This is a genomic window from Tenacibaculum sp. Mcav3-52, from assembly GCF_022347665.1.
GTDB classification, from domain to species: Bacteria; Bacteroidota; Bacteroidia; order Flavobacteriales; family Flavobacteriaceae; genus Polaribacter; species Polaribacter mesophilus.
In genome coordinates, this window is record NZ_JAKRGE010000006.1 from 81,635 (window position 1) to 107,830 (window position 26,196).

Below are 26,196 nucleotides of genomic sequence, written 5' to 3' on the forward strand. Positions count from 1 at the left end.
GTTATAAACACAATGAAACTATGTGCTAATACCATGTAACTAACTAAAAAAGGGAGAAAACTAAATATCTCCCTTTATTTTAAATTTTGAACTGTAATGTTACATACCAATTTCTTGGAGACGATGGTATAATACCTGGTCCTGGGTATCCTGTTGCCCTACGTGTAAAGTATTTTTCATCTAATAGGTTGTTTACTCCTGTTTCTAGCTTCCATTTTTTATACGAATATGAAAAAGAAGCATCTACAATTGTATATGCTGGTATAGGCCCTATTGTTCCGTAACTAGGATGTGTGCTATCTACTGTTGCATGTGTAGCATCTGTTTGTTGCTCAGACAAATGCGTTAACTGTAAGCTACTTAAAAAGTTTTTATATCCAAACTTCACTCCTGTTTTTAAGTTTAGGTTCGGTATAAACTCTACTTGATTTCCTATTACTGATTTTTCTAATGAATCTGTATATTCTGATTGTGTTAACGCTAGGTTTACATAGGTATTTAGCACGTAGTTTGGTGACAATTTAAATGCATTTGCCAAACTAACATCTGTAAAACCTTCAAAACCATAAATAAAAGCGTCTCCTACATTAGTTCTTAACCTATCTCCTGCATCGGGTCCGCTACTTACCCAAAAAATTCCGATTCTCTTGTTATAAAACAATCCAAATCCGCTTAGATCGTAGGTTACTATGTTTTTAATTTTTCCTCTTATTCCAATATCTGCTGTGCCTCCTTCTTCATCATCTATGTTTTCATCTACTTTAAAAGTAGGACTTACCGTACGGATGTCATTAAAGGTTACTGAACGGTAGTTTTGAGAAGCATTTGCATAAATTTCTAACTTTGTTGATGGTTTATAACTTGCTCCAATACCAAATAAAGCAAAGCTTCTTTCTTTTGTTCTATCGTCTCTAAACGTATTAATTCCGTTAGGTAACGGCACTCCGTTTTGTAGATCTTCATTATTCCACAATACTGTTTTATAATCTCCGTTACTTCCAGTTTTTATGTATTCTAATCTAAATCCAGGAGTTATTGAAAATTTATCTGATAGTTTAAAAATATGTTCTCCAAATAATGCTACGTTCGTATTGGGAAATTTAAAATTAGATGAGGCATAGGCATCTACATCTGCAAATGTAAAGTTTGCATCTACACCATTAGATCCTGCTCCTTGTTCTTCTGAATTATTTGCTTTGTAATATTTTACACCTAGTAAATAAGTATTCTTTTGCCCTCTAAAATCATAGTTTGATAAAAAGCGAATTTCTGTTCCCCAGTTTTTATATTGCCCGTTAATTAAATCTCTCGTAGCATAATTTCCATCTGCAAAAGGTTCATCTACATACGTTATAGGACTTACATTACTTGATTTATAATTTCCTCTAAACCCTATGGCTTTTCTCGAAGCATTTAACCCAAATAAGTTAACACTTAGGCGCGTGTCTTCTGTAAAATTATGGTCTAGTTTTACCGTCCACAAATTCCAGTTTACACGAAACCAATTTCTTGATCTGTTACTTTGAAAAGGATCTTCATTAAACATTTTATCATTTAACCCTCCAGCTTGTTTAGCTAAATAATTTAAATATGTTGCCTCTACTGTTAAAGTTGTTTTTTCTGATAGTTTATGATCTACATGACCATAAATATTTATTGAATTAAATTCTGAATTTGGTCTAAAACCATCTCCTCGTTTATAATTTATGTAACCGTAATAACCTGTTCTATCAACTGTACCTCCAACACTATTAAAAGAATTGAAAAGACCGAAAGATCCTGTAGATTGTCTTGTTATGAACTCAAATTCTTTACTCTTATTAGGTTCATTAAATTTAAAATTTAATAAGCCTCCAAATTGTGTTCCGTATTGTAATGATGCAGCTCCTCTTACAATTTGTATTTCTTGTAAGGCTTCTGCTGGTGGTGTGTAATAACTTTCTGGATATCCTAATACATCTGCACTAATGTCGTAACCGTTTTGTCGTGTATTAAAGTTTGATGTTCTGTTAGGATCCAAGCCTCTACCTCCAATGTTTAACTGTAATCCTGCATCATCATTTTCGTAAATATTGAGTCCAACTACTTGACTGTATATTTGGCGAGCGTTATTAGCTGCTTTGTTTCCTACTGTTTGGTCTAATAAAACTACCTCTGTTTTTTTTCCTTCGTAAATGGCAGTTCCTTCTACTGCTTTTAATCTTTTTAAACTAAACACTTTTCTTAGTCTTTGATTGATAATTACTTCTGATAATTCTTCATCTAACTTTAAAAGTGTTATGTTTTCTACAATATTTTTATTTGTAATAGTTAGTGCATGTTCTTTTATTTCGAAATTATAAGAAAAGAATACCAATGAATAGTTTCCTGATTGCAATGGTTTGGTTTTATAATTTCCTTGAGCATCTGATATTGCTAACTTTCCGCCTGAAGCATCAAAAACTTCAACATTATTAATAGGGTTTCCTTTTTCATCAATTATTTTTCCTGAAATGGTATATTGTGCTACTACTGTTTGCACAGCTAAAAATAAGGTAAAAATAATGCTACAGGCCTTTAATTTTGATTTCATGATTAAATGGTATAATCCAATTTTTATGTTTAAAACTTTCTTTTTGTTGATATAAATCTACTTTTGGATCTATAAATTGTGTGCTAAGTCGACCGTTTAATGTTACATAACTATCTACATACACTTTAGGGTTTTTCATTCCTTTTTTCTTGTAGGTGTCTCCTAAAAAATGAGCAAATTCAAGTATAAAATCTGATTGAAAACTCATTTGTTTTTCTTGTAACGTTGTTAAATAGTCGCTATTATCAATATATACTTGCTTTTTTGTTTCTTCATCAATTATTTTAAACTCTGCATAGCCTGCTTTTTCTGTTAACATGACACGCCAAGAAAAACGGTATCCTTCTTCAGTCCAAAATAATTCTCCAGGGTACAACAAATATCTAAAAGGAATAATTATTTGCAGTACAAAAAATAGTATTAAAAATTTTCTTGTTAATGTTAGTTTTTGGTTAGTTACTAAGGTTTTTCCCTGATCGAAATAATCCTTAGAAATTCTAAATATGGCTGCTATGGTATTTAGTATTTTATGATGTAGCTTTGGATTGAAAAATATAATGGTTGAGACAATCATTATATAAGGGAACATTCCTATTGAAAATAATATTCTTGTAAATACATGAAATATAATTACTGCAATAAACGCTATTGTGCGTGTTCGTTTATTTAATAATAAGAAAGGTATTGTTAAATCGTATATGGCTCCTGCCCAACTCATAGCAAAGTGAAACCATGTTTTAGCCATTAAAAAACCTACTAACGGTAAATTGTTTTGTACGGGTAACCATATATTTAATGGTGATGCTCTAAACAACCAATCAGAATTTAGTTTTGCTAATCCTGCATAAAAATATACAATACCTAATAGTAACTTTATAGCATCTATAGTCCAATTAGGTATTTTTTGATAGGCTATTTTCTCGTTTTGTTTTGCATCTACAGAAAAATAAGCATTTGCTGGTAAAAAAATTAGAATAAATGCTACTAAACTTACAAAGTAATAATGGTTTAAATAATAGCTTTTATCCATTAATTCTATGTAGGTAAAGCTTAAAAAAAAAGTAATTGCTGCTGCTCTATATTTATAACCTAACATTATAAATAGTGCAGCTATTGCACAAATTAAAAATAATAAATAAGTGTAGTTACCTAATGGTTTTATATACTCAAATCCGTAGTATGAAAAGAAAAATTTTGGTTTTATATACTGTTCTTCTATCCATCCGTTTAACCAAAAACGTAGTATGCTACAAAACATCATAAAACCAAAAAAAATACGAAATACTGCAAGTGGAGCAGCTTCCGTATTTTTTTTGAAATATTTTTGTAATGTATTAATCATTATCAGCGTCGCTCGAAGTATTTTTAATACTCATAGCACTCATCATATCTGGTTTAAAGTTTTTTAATACTGTTTGCATAGCCTCATAAGTATTTAAAAACACGTTTTTGTCATTTTGAATTTGATCTGTAAAATCATCTTTTATTAAACTTGCCTTATCTTCTAAATTTGTAAAGTTTGTGTTTATTAAATCTGCTAAATCTTTTCTTTTTAGAAATTCAAGATATTGCTGTAAACTTTTACCATTATTTCCATTATAACCTATTCCTTTATAAAAATTTTTTGTTGCTGTTAATGCGGTTATAAATAATTCTTTAGAAATGTCTTTTTTATAAAATCCTTCAACCAAGGTTACATCTGGTATACCTGTTCTTGCTCCTGATGGATTGGCTATTTTAGGGTCTCTTAATTGTTTTTCAAAAAAAGCTACAACATAAAAGTTTACTAATTTATCTACACTACTTGATATTGAGTATCCATCATTTTCAATAAAAGTTTGCTTGTAACCTCCGTTCCAATCATCCTTAACTTCTTTAGATAAATTATAAACTCTGTTACTTACATCTTTTAAGTATTGTTTATACTTAGCTGCATTTTCTGCTGTTGTGTAAAAAGTTACAGTTTCCTCATCAGTCCCTTTCCCGTTAAGTAAATAGTCTAAAGCAGGAAAACCTTGTACACTTATTAAATTAGGTGATTCTAGGTTATAAGTCCCTGACTTAGCATAATCATCTAGTTGAGTAGCGTTAGTTGGTATTGTGTTCATATAACCAACCATGTTTATCTCTTGAGCCTTACCTACTTGATATAAAGAAACTTTTTGCCAAGTTACGTAAGCATTTTTCCAAGCAGTTCTTGCTTCAACTAAATTAGCTGTGCTTACTGTTGTTGTAAATTTATTTATTGCTTCGTTTAATAATTGTGTTTTCTCTACAAAATCATTGTATCCTGGAATAATCATTTGATCAGCCCAAAAAGTCAACATCTCTTTTCTATTAAAATCATCTGGGTTTGATGTACTAGGATTATCGCTACTACTTGAGCTACATGCAACGATTAAAGAAAGTACACATATGTATACGATTTTTTTCATTTTGTCTTAATTAATTTTTTATTAATCTAAATAAACACGCAAAAATAAAAAAAAATAGCCATGTAACTATACATGGCTATTTTAATTTATCTTAATTTAATGGTTTTAATCGTTTAAACTAACTACATCTTCTGTTGAGAATCCAAAATAGGTTCCTAATCTAGATGCAATTTGGTCTAATTGATCGTCTGTAATAGACCATAAACCATTATCAGCTTCTAACATTGCGATAGTTCCTGCTATTTGGTTTTTTTCAACTTGTTCTCCATTAATTTCAACAAACCTTAAAGATTGTAAAAAACCGTATGCTTCTGATAATGCATGTAAACTATTTGCATCTTTAGCTCCTTTTCCTTTTAATAGGTAATGTGCAGCCATAACCCCTATTACTTTAGATACTGATGCTCTAATAGTTTCAGCTTGCTTGCTTGCTAATTCATAATCATTAGCATCTACTGCTGCTCTTCCTAATTTGAATGCATTATAAACATCATCAAAAATTCCTTTAAACTTACTATCATTATCAACACTTTTAATATATGAGTTTAGGAAGCCTTTTCTGTCGTCTAAAGAATTAACTGGTTTTGCAGGATCTTCTTCTAAACCAAATAAATACCCATAAGCTTCATCCCAACCATGTTGTAAAGCTGTATAATTTTTGGTATCATCTCCTTTGTATGGTTTTCCTGCTTCATGATCTGCTTTATTATCATCAATAAATTTTTGAGAAACATACTTGTTTATCATTTGATCTGCAATCACAGAACCTATTAATGTTTTAGCTACTGCTTGATTATACTCAACTCCTTTAGCACTCACATAAACTGTTCTACTACCTGTAGTTAATTTTCCTGCTGTACCAGCAGCAGCATCTGTATTCCAATTAGCATATACCTCTGTTGCATGATCTTTAATCCATCCATCCATTTTTAGCCTTAACTCATCTGTTTCAACAGCATCCACATTAGAGTTTGTAGCTGAAGCCACTGTACCTCTAAGTTTTTTTCCTGAAGTGTTTAATGATGCATCTTCAAACCCTGTACCATCTTTAAACATTTCTTCTAACTGAGCCTGAGTTTTAACGTTATCTCCAAGTGCATCCTTTAACTCTTTAGCCATTTTTAAACGTGCTACTTGTCCTGAAAAACTAACGTTAGATTTATTATCTTTTCCATTAAAAGCGTAGGTAGCTGGAGCTTCCACTGGTGGTTTTACATCATTATCATTATCGTCTGAACAAGATGTAAATACTAGAGCTGATATAGCTAACATTGAAAGAAATACTCTTTTCATTTTATTTAGATTAAGTTTTAATTAAATTTACTGGCAAATTTATGTAAGAAATTTATTTTACCAAATCTTATTAAGACTTATTTTAAATAATTTTCAACATATTTTACTTAGTTACACATGAAGTAAAATTAATCTATTTATTTTTTTCAAAAAGGTTTACAACGGCTTTACGGATATCATAAGCCATTTCATCTTTTTTTGGTTTATAAATATGTATTACATCTTTACTTTTATTTGAAAGTATAGGTATATCAAGACCTCTTAATAAATAATCTGAAAAAGCAACTGTATAAATTTTATCTTCTTGAAGTTTACCGTTTTTAAGCACCCATTCTCCTTTTTCTTTTTTAGCATTGAATCGTTGTAAATAGGCTCCTGTTCCTGAAGCAGCTTCTCCAAAGTCCAACACTTCTTTTAATAGACTTCCTTTGATTTCTACTTTTAAAACTTCACCTCCATAAGGCAAAACTCTGAAAATATCAACGGCATTTATATCTCCTGCTAGTACATCATCTATCCTAACAGAACCTCCGTTTACTAATGCACAGTCAACTTCGTTATTGTATGCTAAACTCATAGACTCAGCTATAATCTTACCCATATTTGTTTGAACACTTCTAATAGTACTTTCTCTTGCATCAAGAGGTTCTTTAGCTGTATATATAACTTCATAAGGATTAGAAACTACTTCTTGAATTTTACTTTGTAAAACAACCTGCCATTTATCAACTACAGCTTTTACTTTTTTATTTGAAGTTATCGAATCGTTAATCTCTTTTAACTCTGACTTAAATTGAGTTTTCTTAGTTGCTGGGTCATATTCAAATCTATGAATATAGACCGTTTTAGCATTTGCATCTGCTTTGGTAATTACTACCTCTCCTACTTTATCGTAACTATTGGTATGCTCATGTCCACCCATTATTAAAGGCACATTAGGTAATATTTTTGCTATTTCTTTGTCTTGAGTTAGCGAAGCATGGGTTAACCCAATAACTATATCAACATTATCTTTAATCTCATTATATGCCCGCTTTATTTCTTCGTACATATCTCCATAATATACATAACTCTTAGGGTTGGAAGGTATACAAACACTTATAAAACCTACCTTTAATTTTGTACCATCTGGGTTTACAAATTCTTTTATATAAGAATCTTTTAAACTATGTTTTTCTCCATCAATTATTTTATAAAAATACGAGTGTTTACCATCTATGTTATGCAAAACATTAGCAGAAATCCATTCAAATTTACTCTCGTTTAATCTCGCTTGTAAGTGTGTGTAACTTAAATCGAATTCATGATTACCAAAAGCAACTAAATCAAAATTCATAGCATTCATAACTTCTACCATTTGTTTTCCTCTTACTCGTTCTCCATTATACTTCATTGTTCCAAGCAAAGAAGGTGATAAAAAATCTCCTGCCAACACTAACATTGTTTGTTCATTTTCTTTAAGTAAGTCTTGGTGTACGGTTTCCACCCGTGCCATTCCGCCATATTTATCTCCTTGTATTGGCGCTATTTCATAAACATCATTTAACTGAAGTATTGTAAAGTACGTTTTATCGGCATCTTTTGTAAACTGATATTTGTTTGTAGAAGCATTAGCTGTTTTTTTATTTAAATTACAACTAACTATAAACAAAAAGATTATGGGAAATACTATAAGAATTCTAACTTGTTTCATTTGATTTTACTTTGATAAAGAAATCAAATTTACAAATTTAGTGAAGATATTGACGTGTGTTTTGCCTAATCATTTTTCTGTATTCTACCAATTCAGGGAATTGATAAAAGAAATTTATTTTTTTATGTGCTATAGTTCTAGGCTTCTTTATTTTAGGCCTTAACACAAAAGCTGTCCAGCTTTCTACGATGTCTTCTTCTGGACTTTCTGCTGCATAGTCTGTAAGAAACTCTGTTCTGTTATTTAAATATAAATCATATAGTTTTTCTACACAATTTGCTTCTGTATAACAGTATTTTCGTTGAATAACATCCCAACGGTTTAAAAGGGCTCCTTTCCAAAAAATATTAACAAACCTGTTAATATAACTATCTTTATAAGCCTCTCCCTCATGAGTTAAATATAACTCTCCTTCTTCTTGCTTTCTTTTATTCGTTGGCCTTATTTGAGTTCTATTAAGTGTTAACAAATGTCCAAACTCATGAACTAAGGTATAAACAGACTCGTGTAATCTTCTTTTATCTTTAGTTTCAAAGTTTACATCTCTAATATCAATTTCTAATTGCCATTTATCATTTTTTGAACTCAAAGCTACTAAAGCACCTGTTTTTTCATCAACCCCATCTGTCATTAAAACAATACGCTTTATATATTTTTGAGTGAGCTCTTTTGGAAAAATTCTATTAAACTCACTCCAATAATAAGAAGCTAATTCATCACTTACAGAATGATTTTTAATTATTTTATTGCCTTTCACGTCCCATACTCCTATTCTTTCACTATCAACAGATTGAGAAAAAGCTGAAATAAAGAAAAAAAGAAAAACAATATTTAATTTCATCATTTTTTTAAAAAACTTCTAGGGCTTTATTATATGCACTTTCAAAACTCATTGGTTTTATATTAGTTATTACTTTATTTGATGTAAAGTAAGATAACAATTTCTCCGTAGGCATATTACCTGTTAAATCATCTTTAGCCATTGGACACCCCCCATACCCTTTAATAGCTCCATCAAAACGTCGACAACCTGCCTTAAATGCACTATCAACTTTTTCGTGCCACTTAACTGGTGTAGTATGTAAATGAGCTCCAAATTCTATTTGAGGGTAACTTGGTATTAGATTTGAGAATAAATAATCTATATCTTCAGGTGTTGAGCTTCCAATTGTATCTGACAAAGATAATATTTTAACACCAAACGACGAAAGTTTTTCGGTCCATTCTCCAACTATCTCAACACTCCAAGGATCTCCATACGGATTTCCAAATCCCATTGACAAATAAGCTACGACCTCTTTATTTGTTCGATTAGCAATGGCTAATACCTCTTTTAGGGTATCTATAGATTGATCAATTGTTTTGTGCGTGTTCCGCATTTGAAAGTTTTCTGATATTGAAAAAGGGTATCCTAAATAATCTATTTCTTCAAATTGTGAAGCATCATTTGCTCCTCGAACATTTGCTACAATTGCTAAAAGTTTACTTGTAGTAGTAGATAAATCTAACATCGATAAAACTTCAGCTGTATCTCTCATTTGCGGAATTGCCTTTGGTGATACAAAACTTCCAAAATCAATAGTGTCAAACCCTACTTTTAACAGTGAATTAATATACTTAGCCTTTGCCTCTGTAGGAATAAAATGACTTTTAATTCCTTGCATTGCGTCCCTTGGACATTCAATAATTTTAACACTATTCACCATTGTGTCAAATATACATATTTTGATTCATTTTTTCACTTGTCTTAATCTTCCGATCCCTAACAAAAAACAAAACACACAACACTTTAATTATCAACAAAATATCAATATAAAATTTAAAACTATAAAAAAAATTTTACTTTTATTGATGTAAACTGTCACAATTTTAAAGTTAAATTGTCTCTAGTGTAGAATGATTTTATTGGAGTCTCAACATACACATATTAACCAACTAATCGAACGCTGTAAAAAGAACGATAATGCTGCTCAGATGCAGGTTTATCAAAACTATTACAAAGCTATGTATAATACGTCATATCGTATCTTAAAAGACGAGTTTGAGGCAGAAGATTTAATCCAAGAAGCATTTTTAACTGCTTTCATGAAGTTAGATAGCTTTAAAGGTGAGGTTACTTTTGGTGCATGGTTAAAAAGAATTGTGATTAATAAAAGTTTAACCCAATTAAAGAAAGTTACTCGATATGATGAAGTACGAATGGATGTGATTCCTAACTACGAAGTAGAAGATATTGAGATAGACTATAGTTCTTTAGAAGTTAAAAGAGTTATAAGCTGTTTGCAAAGTTTAAAGGATAATTACAGAATTGTATTGACCTTGAACCTTGTTGAAGGTTATGATTATGATGAAATCGCTCAGATATTAAATTACACCAATGAAAATGTGCGAACAACAGTATCTAGAGCAAAAAAGAAATTAAAACAAGTATTAGCAGCTAATACTAATAAAACACAAGTATATGGAGGATAAACTACATCAGTTTTTTAAAGAAAATGATTTTGATGTTTTCGAGCCTCATCAAGGACATTTAAATCGATTTCAACGAAAACTAGAATCGCCAAAACGAGCTAAAAGACCATCTTATTTTTGGATGAGCATAGCAGCTTCAATCGTATTATTTTTAGGATTTTATCTTGGTAGTTATCAACAAAAAAACACCTATGACTTAGCTGATATTTCGCCCAAAATGGCAGAGGCTCAAAACTTTTTTGTTACAACTATAAATCAAGAATTAAAGGAAGTTGAACAATATAGGAATTTAGAAACCGAAATAGTTATTGAAGATTCTTTAAATGAAATTGAAGAGCTAGAAGACCAATACAAAACGCTCGTAAAAGAACTATCTAAAAAAGATAACAAACATCAAATCATCAGAGAAATGATACAAAATTATCAACAACGATTAGATGTATTAGAAAAACTTCTTTTACGATTAGAATTACAACAAAACCCCGCAAAATTAGAAATATTAGAAGATGAAATTATATAAAATACTTTTCCTACTGTTATTAATTCCTACTCTTTTAGTAGCTAATGATAAAAATCACGAAAAAAGCAAAAACATACGTAAAACATTTTCGGTTAACAAAAACGCAACCTTATACATTAACAATAAATATGGTAATATAAATGTAGCTACTTGGAACGAAAACAGAATAGAAATTAATATCAAAATAACCGTTAAGGGCAATGACTTATCTAACGTTGAACGTAAGTTAAAAGCAATTGATGTTCAATTTGAAGCTACACCTAGTTTAATAGAAGCCAGAACCATTATTGAAAAAACAAAATCAAGCTGGTCTTGGTGGGGTAATAATAACACCAACTACAAAATTAACTACTTTGTTAAAATGCCAATCACCAACAATGCTGATTTAAATAATAAATACGGAAACATTGAGCTAGATAAATTAGAAGGTAAGTCTAATATTAATTGTGATTATGGTAAAATACAAATTGATCAATTATTAAATGGAACTAATAACATTAACTTAGATTATTGTGGTACTTCTGAAATTAACTTTATGAAATCAGGAAACTTAAGTGTTGACTACTCTAAGTTAGCTATTATAAAATCAGAGAACTTAAAAGTAAGTGCCGATTATTCTACCATGAAAATAGGTACTGTAACCGATATTGATTTTAATAGTGATTATGGAAGTATTTCTATAGATGATGCCTCAAACATTAATGGTAATTCTGATTATGCTAGCATAAAAATAGGTGCTATTAGAAAAAACTTAAAAATTAATACTGATTACGGTAGTGTTAGAGTTAGAAATATTAAAAAAGGCTTTGAAAGTATTGTTGTTGATGGAAGTTATGCTGGAATTAAACTTGGCACGAATAGTAATAACAACTTTACTTTTACTGTTGATTTAGGTTATGCTGGATTTGGATATCCTGAAAACTATGTAAACATGTTTAAAAGCATTAATAAATCATCTAAAAAATACTACGAGGGAACTTTTGGTAAAGGAAATTCTAATTCTACCATTACCATAAAATCTAAATACGGAGGTGTTTCTTTAAAATTAAATGATTAACCAACTTACAAATTATATTACAATGAAGAAATTAGCAATCTTATTATTATCTCTTTTTTTTAGCTTTCAAACACAAGCACAAAGCTGGTGGAATTCAAAAAAAATTAAAGGAAACGGAAACGTTACTACAGAAATTAGAAAAATCGGTTCTTTTGACAAAGTAAACATTGGAGGCTCATTTGATGTTTATTTAATTAACGGAACCGAAGGTAAAGTAACCTTAGAAGGAGAAGAAAATATTTTAAAGTATATTGAAACTGAAGTTAAAAACGGAAAATTAAATATACACTTTAAAGAAAACACCAATATTAAAGCTACAAAAAAGCTAACAGTAACTATTCCTTTTGAAAAAATTGAAGCCGTAGCTTTAGGAGGATCAGGAAATATAATTGCAAAAAAACGTATTAAGGCTGATGTAATTTCTTTTGGTTTAGGAGGTTCCGGAAATATTATAGCCAGTGTAGACGCTAATACTGTTAAAACTTCTATTGGCGGTTCTGGAAACATTAAACTAAAAGGAAAAAGTGACTACTTAAAATGTGCTATTGGTGGGTCAGGAAATATAAAAGCATACGATTTAAAAACAAGTTCTTTAAAAGCTAGTATTGCTGGCTCTGGTGATGTATCAGTAACCGTTAACAATAAGATTAAAGCTACAATAGTAGGGTCTGGAAGTATATATTATAAAGGAAACCCTTCAGACATAGATAAGACTTCTTTAGGCTCTGGAAATGTTATTGATAGAAATTAAAGTATCTTACTATATAAAAAGTCCGCTGTAAGTTTACAGCGGAGTTTTTTATTTATTTAAAACAATTAACTTACTGTAGAGAAGCTAAACTAGCTTTAATTGTTTCAATCTTTGCTAACGTATCTGACTCTTTTTTACGCTCTAGGGCTATTACTTGCTCTGGTGCATTACTTACAAATCGCTCATTAGACAACTTCTTTTGAATTCCTGTTAAGAAACCTTCAGCTCTTTTTAACTCTGCATTTAGCTTAGTTATTTCTGCTTCTACATCGATTGTATCCAATGAAATTGGAACAAAATATTCATTTGATTTTACACGGAAAGATGCTGCACCTTCTACCTTATCGGTAACATAATTTATATCTGAAGCATTTGTTAGCTTTTGAATTACTACATCAAACTCTTTTGTAAACTTTTCGTTATTTACAACAGACAATTCAACCGCGTCTTTAAACGAAATATTTTTATTTTTTCTAATTGTTCTAATTCCTGAAACGACCCCTGTAGCAAATTCAAAATTCGTTATCAATTCTTCATTTGTTTCTCCTACTGTTGGATATTTAGCTATAATCAATGCATCTTCAGGAGTTCTTTCTGTAATGTGTTGCCAAATTTCCTCCGTTAAGAAAGGCATAAATGGATGCAATACTTTTAAGTTATTCTCTAATACTTCTATTACAGCTTTATATGTTTTTGCATCGATTGGTTGTTGGTATCCTGGTTTAACAATTTCTAATAACCATGATGAGAAATCATCAGTAATTAACTTATAAATTGCCATTAAAGCATCTGATAAACGATACTTACTAAAGTGATCTTCTATTTCTAACAACACTTTATTAAACTTAGCCTCATACCAAGCTAATCCTATTTTAGCCGTTTCTGGTTGCGCTAAACTTTCGTCTATTCCCCACCCTTTAATTAAACGGAAGGTGTTCCAAATTTTATTAGCAAATCCTTTTCCTTGCTGGCACAAATCTTCATCAAATAATAAATCGTTTCCAGCCGCTGCACTTAATAATAACCCTACACGAACTCCGTCAGCTCCAAAATCTTCAATTAACTTTAAAGCATCTGGTGAGTTCCCTAAGGATTTACTCATTTTTCTACGCTGCTTATCACGTACTAACCCTGTTAGGTATACGTTTTCAAACGGACGTTCATCTTTGTATTCATATCCGGCAATAATCATACGTGCCACCCAGAAAAATAAAATATCTGGTCCAGTTACTAAATCATTGGTTGGATAGTAATACTTTATTTCTTCATTTTCTGGATTACGAATTCCATCGAAAACCGACATTGGCCATAACCAAGAAGAGAACCAAGTATCTAACGCATCTGGATCTTGTTTTAAATCAGAAACACTTAATGATGTATTCCCTGTTTTTTCTTGGGCTAGTTTTACTGCATCTTCAATATTTTCAGCTACTACAAAGTCTTCTTTCCCATCTCCAAAGTAGAAAGCAGGAATTTGTTGCCCCCACCATAACTGACGAGAAATATTCCAATCACGGATGTTTTCCATCCAGTGACGGTATGTATTTTCAAACTTTTTAGGGAATAACTTAACTTCTCTATCTTCTCCTAATACAGCTTCAATAGCTGGCTTTACCAACTCTTCCATTTTTAAGAACCATTGATCCGATAATCTTGGTTCAATTACCGCTTTCGTTCTTTCTGAAGTCCCAACTTTATTAGTATGAACTTCTGTTTTAATTAAGTAACCTTTCTCCTCTAATTCTTTAGATATTTCCTTTCTAACAACAAAACGGTCTTTTCCTTCATAATGTAATCCAAAAGAATTTAAGGTAGCGTCTTCATTAAAAATATCGATTACTTCTAACTTATGCTTATCTCCTAAGGTTTTATCATTTTCATCGTGTGCAGGAGTTACTTTTAAACACCCTGTACCAAACTCAACATCTACATATTCGTCTTCAATAATTGGAATTTCTCTATTACATAAAGGAACAATTGCTTTTTTACCTTTTAAATGCGTAAAACGCTCATCGTTTGGGTTGATACAAATAGCTGTATCTCCTAGAATAGTTTCTGGACGTGTAGTTGCGATAGTTACTTTTTCTTCAGAACCTACTATATCGTACTGTAAGTAATATAAATTACCTTGACGTTCTTCGTAGATAACTTCTTCGTCAGAAAGTGTAGTTTTTGCTTCTGGATCCCAATTTACCATACGATATCCACGGTAAATTAACCCTTTATTATATAGATCCACAAATACCTTAATTACTGATTCTGACAATGCAGGATCCATGGTAAATGCAGTACGTTCCCAATCACAAGAAGCTCCTAACTTTTTTAATTGATCTAAAATAATCCCTCCATACTCATTTTTCCATTCCCAAGCATGTGCTAAAAATTCTTCACGAGTTAAATCATTTTTATCAATACCTTGTTCTTTTAATTTCGCTACTACTTTTGCTTCAGTAGCAATTGAGGCGTGGTCAGTACCTGGAACCCAACACGCATTTTTTCCTTGTAAACGAGCACGACGAATTAACACATCTTGAATTGTATTGTTTAACATATGCCCCATATGTAATACTCCTGTAACGTTTGGTGGCGGTATAACAATTGTATAGGGTTCGCGTTCATCTACTTCTGAATGAAAGTAATTGTGTTTCATCCAGTAATCGTACCATTTTCCTTCTACTTCTTTGGAATTATATTTTGATGGAATATTCATATGTTATGTGTATCTTTATGGTTAATAATTTAACATTTTTTAACCTTTGGCATTGTTTTTGAAATTCGATTAGCAAAAATACAACTATCTATGAGGTACAGAAAATTAGAGGTTGTTTTTTTAGAACTTAAAGAAATAATACTAAATTTGTAGCGGTTAATACCCTAAAAAATTAATTTTTAACATTATGAGAACAATTTTATCATTTATCGCTGTTTGCTTTATTACCTTAACAGTAAGCGCTCAAGAATTTAAATTTGAAACTGAAACTATTGACTATGGAAAAATAGCTTATGGGTCTGAAGGAAAACGCGTATTTGAATTTACAAACGTAGGTGAAGCTCCTATTATAATTAAGGATATCGTATCTCCTTGTGGATGTACAGTACCTACTAAACCTGAAGAACCAATTATGCCTGGTAAAAAAGGACAAATTGAAGTTTCTTATGACACAAAAAGATTAGGTGGTTTTTCTAAAACTTTAACTGTTATTTCAAATGCTAAAAACAAAAGAAAAAGAGTTAAAATTAAAGGATTCATTGTAAAGGATGCAACTCCTGCCAAAGAGAAAAGTACGGTAAGCGATAGCTAAAAACTTATTATACATAAAAAAAAGCTCAACAAATGTTGAGCTTTTTTTATATTCTTTGTTCTAGCTTAAACATAAACCTTAGCCTAACACCTGCTCTTTCTACTTCTATATTTATTTTCTTACCTGGTTTTGTATGAAACATATCTATAATCTCATTTAAATGATATTCATGTGCTGCCTTTCCATTAATTCTCTTTATTACATCTCCAATTTGAAGACCTGCTTTAAAAGCTGGTGAATTTTCTACTACTTTATCTATTTTATACTTAGGCTTAAAACGATAAAAATATGTACTTACTAAAGAAATTACATTACTTTTTTGTGTTTGATTATTTGAACCATAAGCATCTTCAAACTTAATCGCTCCTTTTTCTTTTATTAACTCTTGCCCATCATATATTATATGTAGACCACTCATATTATAATAAAAGCCTCTATTTAATGAAGCGTTCTTTTTCAGTATTACTCTTTTATTCGGGTAATCAAGCCATACCTTAAAACGTTTTAAAATTCCTCCGCCAATACTACCATTCCTTTCTTTAAATTGTCTGGCATTAAAGGTTGATGAAGAATCTAAAAAAGATACTGTTGGTTCACTTATTTTAAACTTTCCTATAGAAATTTTCTGAAGCCTACTTCTATTTCCATAGATAGTACCACTAAACCCCTCTCCTATTATATCCTTAAAAAACTTCTTAGGTGTTTTCAACTCTTTTTTTGTTCCCTCAAACAACCAAACTGCGTCACTACCTCCTGTATCAATTAATAATTTTACTGGTAACATTGTTGTTTTCAAAGTATCAACTTGCACATTTACATCTATGTAAGGTTTATTTCTATAAAATTGTAAAGGAAAACTTTCACATCTATTACATACATTCAGTTTATAAGTTTTAGGGTTGTAAAAATCAATCCTCTTGCTAGCATAATTAATTTTGACTATAACATCTTTTAATAAATCATACCCTATAATACCGTGAATGGTTGTTCCCATTTTAGCAGAAATATCAAAAGTATCTTTCAAAATAACATATAACCCTTGATTAGAACTAGCTATGTTTTTAATTCTAAAATTATTACCTCTAGAAAATAATGCTTCTACTGGAGCTCCACTCCCTAACCCCCTTATAAACACTTTTTTTACATTATTTAAACCAATACTATCTTTAGAAGTTAGATTAAATAAAATTGTCTTATTTACCCCTGTATCCAAAATAAATGATAGTTTGTGTCCATTAATTTCCAATGGAATAACGACTAAATTGTTAATTAACTGAAACTTTATCGATTGTTTATCAATCTCTTTACCTAAAAACTGAAAGTTTTGTTGAGTAAAAGCTGAAGTACTTAAAAAAAGTATAAAAAAGTATAGTAATAATCTATTCAAAAGAACTTATTTTATAGTTATATACTTAAATATACAACCTTCATTTTAGAAATTCTGGTTTTTATGATTTTTTTAACCGATTTTTTCATCGTAAACATTCTAATACTCTCAAATATATTTTGCAAATTTGCCTTTCAAACAACTAATTTAATTTAAAAATGCCATCAATTTCTAGTAAAGGAAACGCAATGCCTCAATCACCAATTCGTAAATTGGTTCCTTTTGCTGAGGCTGCTAAAAAAAATGGAACAAAAGTTTATCATTTAAATATTGGTCAACCTGATATTAAAACACCACAAGTTGCTTTAGACGCAGTAAAAAACAATAGTATTGAAGTATTATCATATGCTAGATCTGAAGGTTCAGAAGAATACAGAACCAAACTAGCTAATTATTATGCTAAAAATGATATCCATGTAACGGCTAATAATATCATAGCTACTACAGGAGGTTCAGAGGCTTTATTATTTACTATTGGTAGTATTACCGATCCAGGAGATGAAATCATTATACCTGAACCTTTTTATGCTAACTATAATGGTTTCTCTACAGCTTCAGGTGTAAAAGTAGTTCCTGTTATTTCTAAAATTGAAAATAACTTTGCTTTACCTGCTATTGAAGATTTTGAGAAGTTAATTACTCCAAAAACTAAAGCAATTTTAATTTGTAACCCTGGGAATCCAACTGGATATTTATACAGCAAAGAAGAAATTGAAAAACTAAAACAAATTGTATTAAAACATGATTTGTTTTTAATTGCTGATGAAGTATATCGTGAGTTTACCTATGATGGTGAAAAGCATAACTCGGTAATGGCTTTAGAAGGATTAGAACAAAATGCTATTATGATTGATTCTGTATCGAAACGTTACAGTATGTGTGGTGCAAGAATTGGTTGTATTGTTTCTAAAAACGAAGATTTTATTGGAACAGCTATTAAATTTGCTCAAGCACGTCTAAGCCCACCAACCTATGCCTTAATTGCCAGTGAAGCTGCTTTAGATACTCCTCAAAGTTATTTTGATGAAGTTATAGAAGAATATGAAGATCGTAGAAATACCTTAATTTCTGAGTTACAAAAAATTGAAGGTGTAAAAGTTGCCAATCCTAAAGGTGCTTTTTACTGTGTTGCTGAATTACCAGTTAAAGATACTGATGACTTTGCTCAATGGATTTTAGAAAAATTCAGCGATAATAATGAAACGGTAATGGTAGCTCCTGCAAGTGGATTCTATTCTACCGAAGGTGAAGGAAAAAATCAGGTGCGTATTGCCTATGTTTTAAACAAAGCCGATTTAAAACGTTCAGTTGAGATATTAAAAATCGCCTTAGAAAAATATAATAGTTAATTGAATATTCAAGAAAACATATCTTTAAAAGAGTACAACACGTTTGGCATTGATGTAAATGCCAAACGTTTTGTTTCTATTACTTCTGTATATCAACTACAACAGCTTTTAAAAGAGGAAAAAAATCTTTTTTTAATTTCTGGTGGTAGTAACATGTTACTTACCAAAGATATTGAAAACCTAGTTGTACATATTGATATTAAAGGAATTTCTATTGATAGAGAAAATAATAATGACATCTACATAACTGTAAATGCTGGTGAAAACTGGCATGAATTTGTGTTGTGGTGCGTTTCTCAAAACTATGGTGGATTGGAAAACTTATCTCTAATCCCTGGAAATGTAGGTACTTGTCCTATCCAAAATATTGGTGCTTACGGTGTTGAAGTAAAAGATACTATCACAAAAGTAGAAGCTGTTGAAATAAAAACAGGAAAATTAGTTTCTTTTTCTGCGGAAGAATGTCAGTTTGGATACCGTAATTCCATATTTAAAAACGAAGCCAAAGGGAAATATGTGTTAACTTCAGTAAGTTTTCAACTCACTAAAAACAATCACAAACTTAATACTTCCTACGGAGCTATTGAGTCTGAGTTAGCTTCAAAAGATATTACAAATCCAACTATAAAAGATATTTCTGATGCTGTAATCGCCATACGTCAATCAAAATTACCCGATCCAAAAGAAATAGGAAACAGTGGTAGTTTCTTTAAAAATCCAGTAATTTCAAGAGAACATTTTGAAAAACTTCAGAAAAAGTATCCTAATACTCCTAGTTATGTTATTTCTGATACTGAAATTAAAGTACCAGCTGGTTGGTTAATTGAACAAAGTGGATTTAAAGGAAAGCGTTTTGGCGACTATGGAGTCCACGAAAAGCAAGCCTTAGTCTTAGTAAATTACGGAAATGCAAAGGGAAATGAAATTTATGAATTGGCACAAAATATTCAACACACTATCAAAGAAAAGTTTAATATTAACCTAGAAATAGAGGTAAACATTATTTTATAAAATTACAATTAATTCTAACATTTTAGCCATACTTCAATTTCATTAGTATAAATTTATTTAATTTCATACAAAAAAATATGAAGTTCGTATCTTTGCAGTACAAAACAATACATCATGAAATTAATTTTTGTTACCATAGGATTATTAGCGTTAGCATTTGCTGGAATTGCCATTAAAATTTGGGCAAAAAAAGACGGAGAGTTTGCTGGTACTTGTGCTAGCCAAAACCCGATGTTAAATGAGAGTGGTGAAGCTTGTGGATTTTGTGGTAAAACTCCAGACCAGTTTGATACTTGTAGTGAACCTCAACATAATTATTAAACAAGTACCAATTAACTAATCTTTTTTAGAATTTATCACTTTACCCTTCTCTCTTACAGCAGCTACTATTTTGCAAAAGGAAGTAAAAAAATCTATGTTTAGATGTTATATCGTTCAAGATATTACTCTTCCATAACTAGAGTTACTTAGTTTTTTATAGCTGGTATACTTGGTATTTACCGAATATCGCTATAAATTAGTATATTTATATCAAATCAAATTTTGAAACCCAAGCATTGGACATAAATCAAGAAAAAGTATTTCACCACATTCAACAAGCTAAAAAAGGAAATCAAATATCTTTTAATTATTTATTAGATACTTTCTGGGGGAGCGTGTATGCTTTTCAGCTGAAAAAAACCAAAAATGATAATGATGCTGAAGATATTACTATTCAGACTTTTTCTAAGGCCTTTGATAGAATTGAAACTTTTGATGAAAACTATCAATTCAAAACTTGGTTAATTACAATTTCAAAAAACGTATACATCGATTCTCTTCGGAAGAAAAAATCTACCATATATACACAAACAACTGAAGAACAAGAAAAAGAAGTGTATGCTGTTGTTGATGACGCTCCTTCTCCTGAAGACAAAATTATTACTGAACAAAACTTAGCGAAACTTCTAAAAGACATTAAAAAATTAAAACCAAAATATCAAGATGTCATCAACCTTCGGTATTTTCAAGAATTAAGTTATAAAGAAATTTCTGAGCAAATTGGGGAACCGATAAATAATGTAAAAGTAAAATTATTACGTGCAAAAAAATTATTAGCTGAAATAATAAAGAAATCATAAATTGCAAAACCATAAAAATCAAAACTTTATGATTTTACAGTTTAATGCAATAAGAAAATATCTACATAAAAAAGAATTTCAACCAAAAAGAGAAGAAAAAAAGCATCTGAAAACTTTGTTTGAAAAGTTAAAAGATGGTGACTATTTAAACTTTTAAGCTCTCTTTTTCATGAAAAAATCTCTCTTAAACCTATTAGGCCCTGGACTATTATTTGCTGGTGCTGCCATAGGTGTTTCCCATTTAGTACAATCAACTAGAGCTGGTGCCGATTTTGGCTTTGGTTTACTATGGGCTTTACTCCTAGTACACATTATCAAATATCCTTTTTTTCAATTTGGCCCTCGATATGCTACAGCAACAGGCGAAACGCTTTTAGATGGTTATAAAAAACTTGGTAAAGGAGTTTTAATCAGCTATTTCATATTAAATATTGCAACTATGTTTACCATTCAAGCTGCAGTAACTATTGTTACAGCCAGTTTAGCTTCTAATATTTTTGGTATTTCACTTGATTTAGTAGCGTGGTCTGTATTAATTATGTTCATTAGTATTGTTTTACTAGGCATAGGGAAATACAAATTTTTAGATAACTTAATGAAGTATATTATTGCTATTTTAACCATTAGCACTATAATAGCCGTAAACATTGCCCTATTTAAAACTGACAAGGGTTTTAGCTTTCAACAAATAATACCTAGCGGAACAGCTCAAGTAACCTTTTTAATTGCTTTCTTAGGATGGATGCCCGCTCCGTTGGATATTTCTATTTGGCATTCTTTATGGTCGGTAGAAAAAGACAAAACTACTTTTGTAAAAATAAAGCCTAAACAAGCCATTTTTGATTTTAATGTTGGCTATATTGGAGCCTTATTTTTAGGAGTTTGTTTCGTTATGTTAGGTGCTTTAGTTATGCATCAATCAGGAGAATCATTCTCTAGTAAAGGAACTATTTTTGCTTCTCAACTAATCAATTTATACACAAAAAACTTAGGAGAATTTTCTTCTGTATTTATTGGTATTGCAGCTTTTACAACTATGTTTAGTACTACCATTACAACATTAGATGCTTCACCAAGAGCTATGGAAAAATCTTCTTTTTTACTTTTTCCGAGAACAACAAGAACAATAAAATTAGGCTACTGGTTTTGGTTACTACTGTTAACGCTTGGAACCTCTGTTATTTTATATTGTTTTTTAAGTGATATGGTATTTCTTGTACGAATAGCCACAGTTTTATCTTTTTTAACAGCTCCGTTTTATGCTATTCTCAACTATATCTTAATTACTGGTAAGCATACGCCAAAAAAGTACAGACCAAATATTGGTTTACGCATTTTGAGTCTTATAGGTATTGTTTTTTTGTTCGGATTTAGTATTTGGTTTTTACTTAGTTTATAAATCTTTTCTTCGTAAATTTGCAGTTCAATTTTTATGGAATGGCAAACGAAACTGTAGCAACACCAGAAAGAACGAAAAAACCAAAATGGTTACGTGTAAAATTACCTGTAGGAAAAAAATACACGGAACTAAGAGGACTTGTTGATAAATATAAATTAAACACTATTTGTACCAGTGGAAGCTGTCCAAACATGGGTGAATGTTGGGGAGAAGGTACTGCTACCTTTATGATTTTAGGTAACATCTGTACACGTTCATGTGGGTTTTGTGGTGTTAAAACTGGACGTCCAGACACCGTTGAATGGGATGAACCTGAAAAAGTAGCTCGTTCTATTAAATTAATGAATATTAAACATGCGGTAATTACCTCTGTTGACCGTGATGATTTAAAAGATGGAGGTTCTATTATTTGGTCTGAAACAGTACAGGCTATTCGTAGAGCTAATCCGAATACTACTTTAGAAACTCTTATTCCTGATTTTCAAGGAAACGAAAAATTAATAGACCGTATTATTGAAGTAGCTCCTGAAGTTGTTTCTCACAATATGGAAACGGTACGTCGCTTAACTCGTGAAGTTCGTATTCAAGCAAAATATGATCGTAGCTTGGGGGTTTTAAAATACCTAAAAGAAAACGGAATGCGTACTAAATCTGGAATTATGCTTGGTTTAGGCGAAACAGAAGATGAAGTAATACAAACCATGAAAGACTTACGTAATGTTGGATTGGATGTTATTACTATCGGTCAATATTTACAACCTAGTAAAAAACACTTACCTGTTAAGGAATTTATAACACCAGAACAATTCAAAAAATACGAAACATTAGGGTTAGAAATGGGCTTTATGTATGTAGAAAGTGGTGCCTTAGTACGTTCATCGTATAAAGCACACAAACACGCTAGCTAACCTTAAATTAAAATATCCTTAACTTTTTAACGGTTTAACGTTAAAAAAATGTCAAATAATTAAAAATTAAATAAAGTACCGCTTTTTATTTATAATTTTGGCACAGATATTGGAAACAACAATACCGTAAGCAAGTAACATTGTTTTCATTGTGTAAATTATTTGAATTAGTTGATTAACAAAGAAGCCCGCTCAAATTGAGTGGGCTTCCTGTTTTTATTCTCTTTAGAGATGCTAATTTTAAATAGCTCTAATTATATCATATTTTGTAATGATGTGGTGTTTTCCATTTTCTAAATCAACTAAAACTGCTTGATTTTCTTTGTTAATTAACTTAGATACCTCATCAATAGAAGCTGATTTTTTAACTGTAGGATATGTTCTTCCCATTACATCTTTAATAGGCTTTTCTGCTATATTTTTATCTTCTAAATAACTATATAATAATGCTGATTCATCTACTGAACCTACAAACCCATTTACATCTCTTACAGGAATCTGTGATATTTTAAATGCACGCATTCTTTCGATAGCATGCGATACTAATTCTTCTGTTTGAACAGTTACTAATGGTTTATCTATATGATCTTTAATTAAATCTTCAGCTGTAGTAATTTCTTCATCTAAGAATCCTCTATCACGCATCCAATCGTCATTAAACATTTTTCCTACATAACGGCTTCCATGATCGTGAAACAACACTACCACTACATCATCAGGTTTAAACTCGTCTTTTAACTGTAATAATCCTTTAATAGCTGAACCTGCTGAATTCCCTACAAAAATCCCTTCTTCCTTAGCTATTTTGCGTGTGTAAATAGCAGCATCTTTGTCAGTTACTTTTGTAAATCCATCAATTAAAGAAAAATCAACATTTTTAGGTAAAATATCTTCCCCAATTCCTTCCGTAATATATGGATAGATTTCATTTTCATCAAAGATACCAGTTTCGTGATATTTTTTAAATACGGAACCGTATGTATCTACTCCCCAAATTTTAATATTTGGATTCTTTTCTTTTAAAAACTTAGCAGTCCCTGAAACCGTTCCTCCTGTTCCTACTCCAACAACAAAATGTGTGATTTTACCATCGGTCTGTTCCCAAATTTCTGGTCCTGTTTGTTCATAATGTGCTTGTGCGTTTGACGGATTATCATATTGATTCACATACCAAGAGTTTGGAGTTTCCTCCCCTAAACGCTTAGATACAGAATAATATGAACGAGGATCATCTGGTTCTACATTCGTAGGGCAAACAACTACCTCTGCTCCTACAGCACGCAGAATATCCATTTTTTCTTTTGATTGCTTATCTGAAATTACAAAAATACATTTGTACCCTTTTACAATAGCTGCTAATGCTAATCCCATTCCTGTATTTCCTGAAGTACCTTCTATAATGGTACCTCCTGGCTTTAAACGACCATCTGCTTCAGCATCTTCTATCATTTTAAGTGCCATACGGTCTTTTACAGAGTTTCCTGGATTAAACGTTTCTACTTTAGCTAATACTAAAGCATCTACTTCTTTTGTTACTGAGTTTAATTGAACTAAAGGTGTGTTACCAATAGTTTCTAATATATTTTTTGCGTACTTCATATCTTATTAATGTTATGCAAAACTAAGCAAATCGAATGGATTTTGAAGGGCGAATTTTTGTAATGATATATGAAGGTACTATCAACATTAAAAAGCAAAGTATTAGCGTACCTATGTTTAACAATAAAATTGCCAAGAAATTAATATCTACAGGCATTGTTGATACATAATAAGTTTCAGGATCTAGACTTATTAACTTCGTATATTTTTGAATTAAAAGTATACTAAGCCCAATAAGGTTTCCCCAGAACAATCCTTTTAAAATTAAGTAAGAAGCATTGTATAAAAATATTTTTCGGATACTCCAATTTACACTTCCCAATGCTTTTAAAATTCCAACCATTTGTACACGTTCTAGAATAAGAACCAACAATGCTGTTACCATGTTTATTCCAGCAACCAACACCATGATTCCAATAATAAACCATACGTTATTATCTAATAGTTTTAACCACTCAAAAATAGCAGGATAATTATTTACAATGGTAATACTATTTAAGGTTGCTCCAATACTTGTATACACTTCATCTCCTTTTTCTTTAAGCATATCATAATCATCAATCAACACTTCAAAGCCTCCTATTTCATTGTCTTTCCAACGATTAATTTTTTGAACCTCTCTTAAGTCTCCCAACAACATAATCTTATCAAACTGTTCAAAACCTGTATTGTATATTCCCACAATAATTGGCTTTCTTGATTTAAATTTCAAACTACTGTTTTCTGCTCCAAACCATGTTTGAATGGTATCGTTTAGTTTAAAATGCAATCGGTTTGCAATAGATTGAGAAATTAGAATTTCTCGGTTTCTATCTTGGGTAAAATCTGGTAAACGACCCTCAACTAAACACTCATTAAAAAAAGTAAAATCGTAATCAGCCGAAACTCCTTTAAAAATAATTCCTTCAAAATCAGTAGGAGTTCTAATTATCCCTCCAACATTAGCAAAAGGTTGCACTTTTTTTATGCCGTCAATATTTTTAAACTCTGGATAAAACTCTTGGTTAATATCAATCGGTACTGTTGAAACATCTGAATTGTTATTATCGTAATTTACAATTTGAATATGCCCTTTAAAGCCTGTCATTTTATCGCGCACCTTATTCTGAAACCCAGAGGTAATCGACACTGCAATTAACATAATAGCTACACCAAGAGCAATGGCAATGGTTGCAATGGTAATAATTGGTGATGAAATACTGCTTTTATACTGTTTTCCAGCAATGATTCGTTTTGCTATAAATAATTCGAAGTTCAAATGTTTTCTTTTTTACAAACCAAAAGTAACTAATTCTTATGTAAAGAAAGAGAAGAATACCTAGGTTTT

At 30.8% G+C, this 26,196-nt stretch carries 22 protein-coding genes; 11 read left to right on the plus strand and 11 right to left on the minus strand.

The features are described 5' to 3' along the window. Positions 1 to 79: 79 nt before the first annotated feature. From MHM83_RS14260 to MHM83_RS14290, 7 genes are all read right to left on the minus strand, one after another. Positions 80 to 2,572 carry a TonB-dependent receptor domain-containing protein gene (locus MHM83_RS14260; protein WP_239180484.1) on the minus strand — a complete coding sequence of 831 codons (2,493 nt, stop codon included), beginning with the start codon at positions 2,570 to 2,572 and terminating at the stop codon, positions 80 to 82. Then, positions 2,547 to 3,914: an HTTM domain-containing protein gene (locus MHM83_RS14265; protein WP_239180486.1), complete on the minus strand. Its 1,368-nt coding sequence runs from the start codon at positions 3,912 to 3,914 to the stop codon at positions 2,547 to 2,549. Before MHM83_RS14265 ends, MHM83_RS14260 begins: the two co-directional genes overlap by 26 nt. After that, complete coding sequence (locus MHM83_RS14270) at positions 3,907 to 5,007, minus strand: imelysin family protein (protein ID WP_239180488.1); 1,101 nt, start codon at positions 5,005 to 5,007, stop codon at positions 3,907 to 3,909. The genes MHM83_RS14265 and MHM83_RS14270 overlap by 8 nt, the downstream gene beginning before the upstream one ends. Before the next feature lie 105 nt (positions 5,008 to 5,112). Next, positions 5,113 to 6,300: a DUF4856 domain-containing protein gene (locus MHM83_RS14275; RefSeq protein WP_239180490.1), complete on the minus strand. Its 1,188-nt coding sequence runs from the start codon at positions 6,298 to 6,300 to the stop codon at positions 5,113 to 5,115. A gap of 133 nt (positions 6,301 to 6,433) precedes the next feature. Further along, positions 6,434 to 7,993, minus strand: coding sequence for a bifunctional metallophosphatase/5'-nucleotidase (locus MHM83_RS14280; RefSeq protein WP_239180492.1), 1,560 nt, complete (start codon positions 7,991 to 7,993; stop codon positions 6,434 to 6,436). Between the two features lie 37 nt (positions 7,994 to 8,030). Beyond that, a complete protein-coding gene (locus tag MHM83_RS14285) occupies positions 8,031 to 8,837 on the minus strand; it encodes a hypothetical protein (protein WP_047789503.1) in 807 nt (268 codons plus the stop codon). 4 nt (positions 8,838 to 8,841) lie between these two features. Then, positions 8,842 to 9,699, minus strand: coding sequence for a hydroxymethylglutaryl-CoA lyase (locus tag MHM83_RS14290; protein WP_159490927.1), 858 nt, complete (start codon positions 9,697 to 9,699; stop codon positions 8,842 to 8,844). Between the two features lie 199 nt (positions 9,700 to 9,898). On the opposite strand from MHM83_RS14290, the gene MHM83_RS14295 reads away from it, so the two are divergent. From MHM83_RS14295 to MHM83_RS14310, 4 genes are read left to right on the plus strand one after another with little or no spacing between them, the layout of a single operon-like run. Then, the gene (locus MHM83_RS14295) at positions 9,899 to 10,465 is read left to right on the plus strand and encodes an RNA polymerase sigma factor (RefSeq protein ID WP_239180494.1); all 567 of its coding nucleotides are present in this window, start codon (positions 9,899 to 9,901) and stop codon (positions 10,463 to 10,465) included. After that, positions 10,455 to 10,985, plus strand: a complete 531-nt coding sequence (locus tag MHM83_RS14300) for a hypothetical protein (protein ID WP_239180496.1) — start codon at positions 10,455 to 10,457, stop codon at positions 10,983 to 10,985. Before MHM83_RS14295 ends, MHM83_RS14300 begins: the two co-directional genes overlap by 11 nt. Then, positions 10,972 to 12,042, plus strand: coding sequence for a hypothetical protein (locus tag MHM83_RS14305; RefSeq protein ID WP_239180498.1), 1,071 nt, complete (start codon positions 10,972 to 10,974; stop codon positions 12,040 to 12,042). The genes MHM83_RS14300 and MHM83_RS14305 overlap by 14 nt, the downstream gene beginning before the upstream one ends. 22 nt (positions 12,043 to 12,064) lie before the next feature. Further along, a complete protein-coding gene (locus tag MHM83_RS14310; RefSeq protein WP_239180500.1) occupies positions 12,065 to 12,793 on the plus strand; it encodes a head GIN domain-containing protein in 729 nt (242 codons plus the stop codon). Between the two features lie 70 nt (positions 12,794 to 12,863). On the opposite strand, the gene MHM83_RS14315 is transcribed toward MHM83_RS14310, so the two are convergent. Continuing rightward, positions 12,864 to 15,503: a valine--tRNA ligase gene (locus tag MHM83_RS14315; RefSeq protein ID WP_239180502.1), complete on the minus strand. Its 2,640-nt coding sequence runs from the start codon at positions 15,501 to 15,503 to the stop codon at positions 12,864 to 12,866. 187 nt (positions 15,504 to 15,690) lie between these two features. On the opposite strand from MHM83_RS14315, the gene MHM83_RS14320 reads away from it, so the two are divergent. Continuing rightward, entirely contained in the window at positions 15,691 to 16,095 is a 405-nt protein-coding gene (locus tag MHM83_RS14320; protein WP_047789497.1) for a DUF1573 domain-containing protein, read from the plus strand. Between the two features lie 46 nt (positions 16,096 to 16,141). Here MHM83_RS14320 and MHM83_RS14325 read toward each other — a convergent pair whose 3' ends face one another. Continuing rightward, entirely contained in the window at positions 16,142 to 17,482 is a 1,341-nt protein-coding gene (locus MHM83_RS14325; RefSeq protein ID WP_239180503.1) for an aspartyl protease family protein, read from the minus strand. Between the two features lie 158 nt (positions 17,483 to 17,640). On the opposite strand from MHM83_RS14325, the gene MHM83_RS14330 reads away from it, so the two are divergent. From MHM83_RS14330 to lipA, 6 genes are all read left to right on the plus strand, one after another. Next, a complete protein-coding gene (locus MHM83_RS14330) occupies positions 17,641 to 18,831 on the plus strand; it encodes a pyridoxal phosphate-dependent aminotransferase (protein ID WP_239180505.1) in 1,191 nt (396 codons plus the stop codon). Next, positions 18,832 to 19,842, plus strand: coding sequence for a UDP-N-acetylmuramate dehydrogenase (gene murB / locus MHM83_RS14335; RefSeq protein ID WP_073182968.1), 1,011 nt, complete (start codon positions 18,832 to 18,834; stop codon positions 19,840 to 19,842). A gap of 114 nt (positions 19,843 to 19,956) precedes the next feature. Further along, complete coding sequence (locus tag MHM83_RS14340; RefSeq protein ID WP_073182971.1) at positions 19,957 to 20,163, plus strand: membrane or secreted protein; 207 nt, start codon at positions 19,957 to 19,959, stop codon at positions 20,161 to 20,163. 236 nt (positions 20,164 to 20,399) lie between these two features. Further along, positions 20,400 to 20,963 carry an RNA polymerase sigma factor gene (locus MHM83_RS14345; protein WP_082118657.1) on the plus strand — a complete coding sequence of 188 codons (564 nt, stop codon included), beginning with the start codon at positions 20,400 to 20,402 and terminating at the stop codon, positions 20,961 to 20,963. A gap of 169 nt (positions 20,964 to 21,132) precedes the next feature. Next, complete coding sequence (locus tag MHM83_RS14350) at positions 21,133 to 22,362, plus strand: Nramp family divalent metal transporter (RefSeq protein WP_073182973.1); 1,230 nt, start codon at positions 21,133 to 21,135, stop codon at positions 22,360 to 22,362. A 38-nt stretch (positions 22,363 to 22,400) separates the two neighbouring features. Next, positions 22,401 to 23,270 carry a lipoyl synthase gene (gene lipA, locus MHM83_RS14355; protein ID WP_047789490.1) on the plus strand — a complete coding sequence of 290 codons (870 nt, stop codon included), beginning with the start codon at positions 22,401 to 22,403 and terminating at the stop codon, positions 23,268 to 23,270. Positions 23,271 to 23,510: 240 nt separating this feature from the next. Here lipA and MHM83_RS14360 read toward each other — a convergent pair whose 3' ends face one another. Then, on the minus strand, positions 23,511 to 24,869 hold the full coding sequence (locus tag MHM83_RS14360) for a pyridoxal-phosphate dependent enzyme (RefSeq protein WP_073182975.1): 1,359 nt from the start codon (positions 24,867 to 24,869) through the stop codon (positions 23,511 to 23,513). 22 nt (positions 24,870 to 24,891) lie between these two features. Beyond that, entirely contained in the window at positions 24,892 to 26,127 is a 1,236-nt protein-coding gene (locus tag MHM83_RS14365; protein WP_159490911.1) for an ABC transporter permease, read from the minus strand. Positions 26,128 to 26,196: the final 69 nt, after the last annotated feature.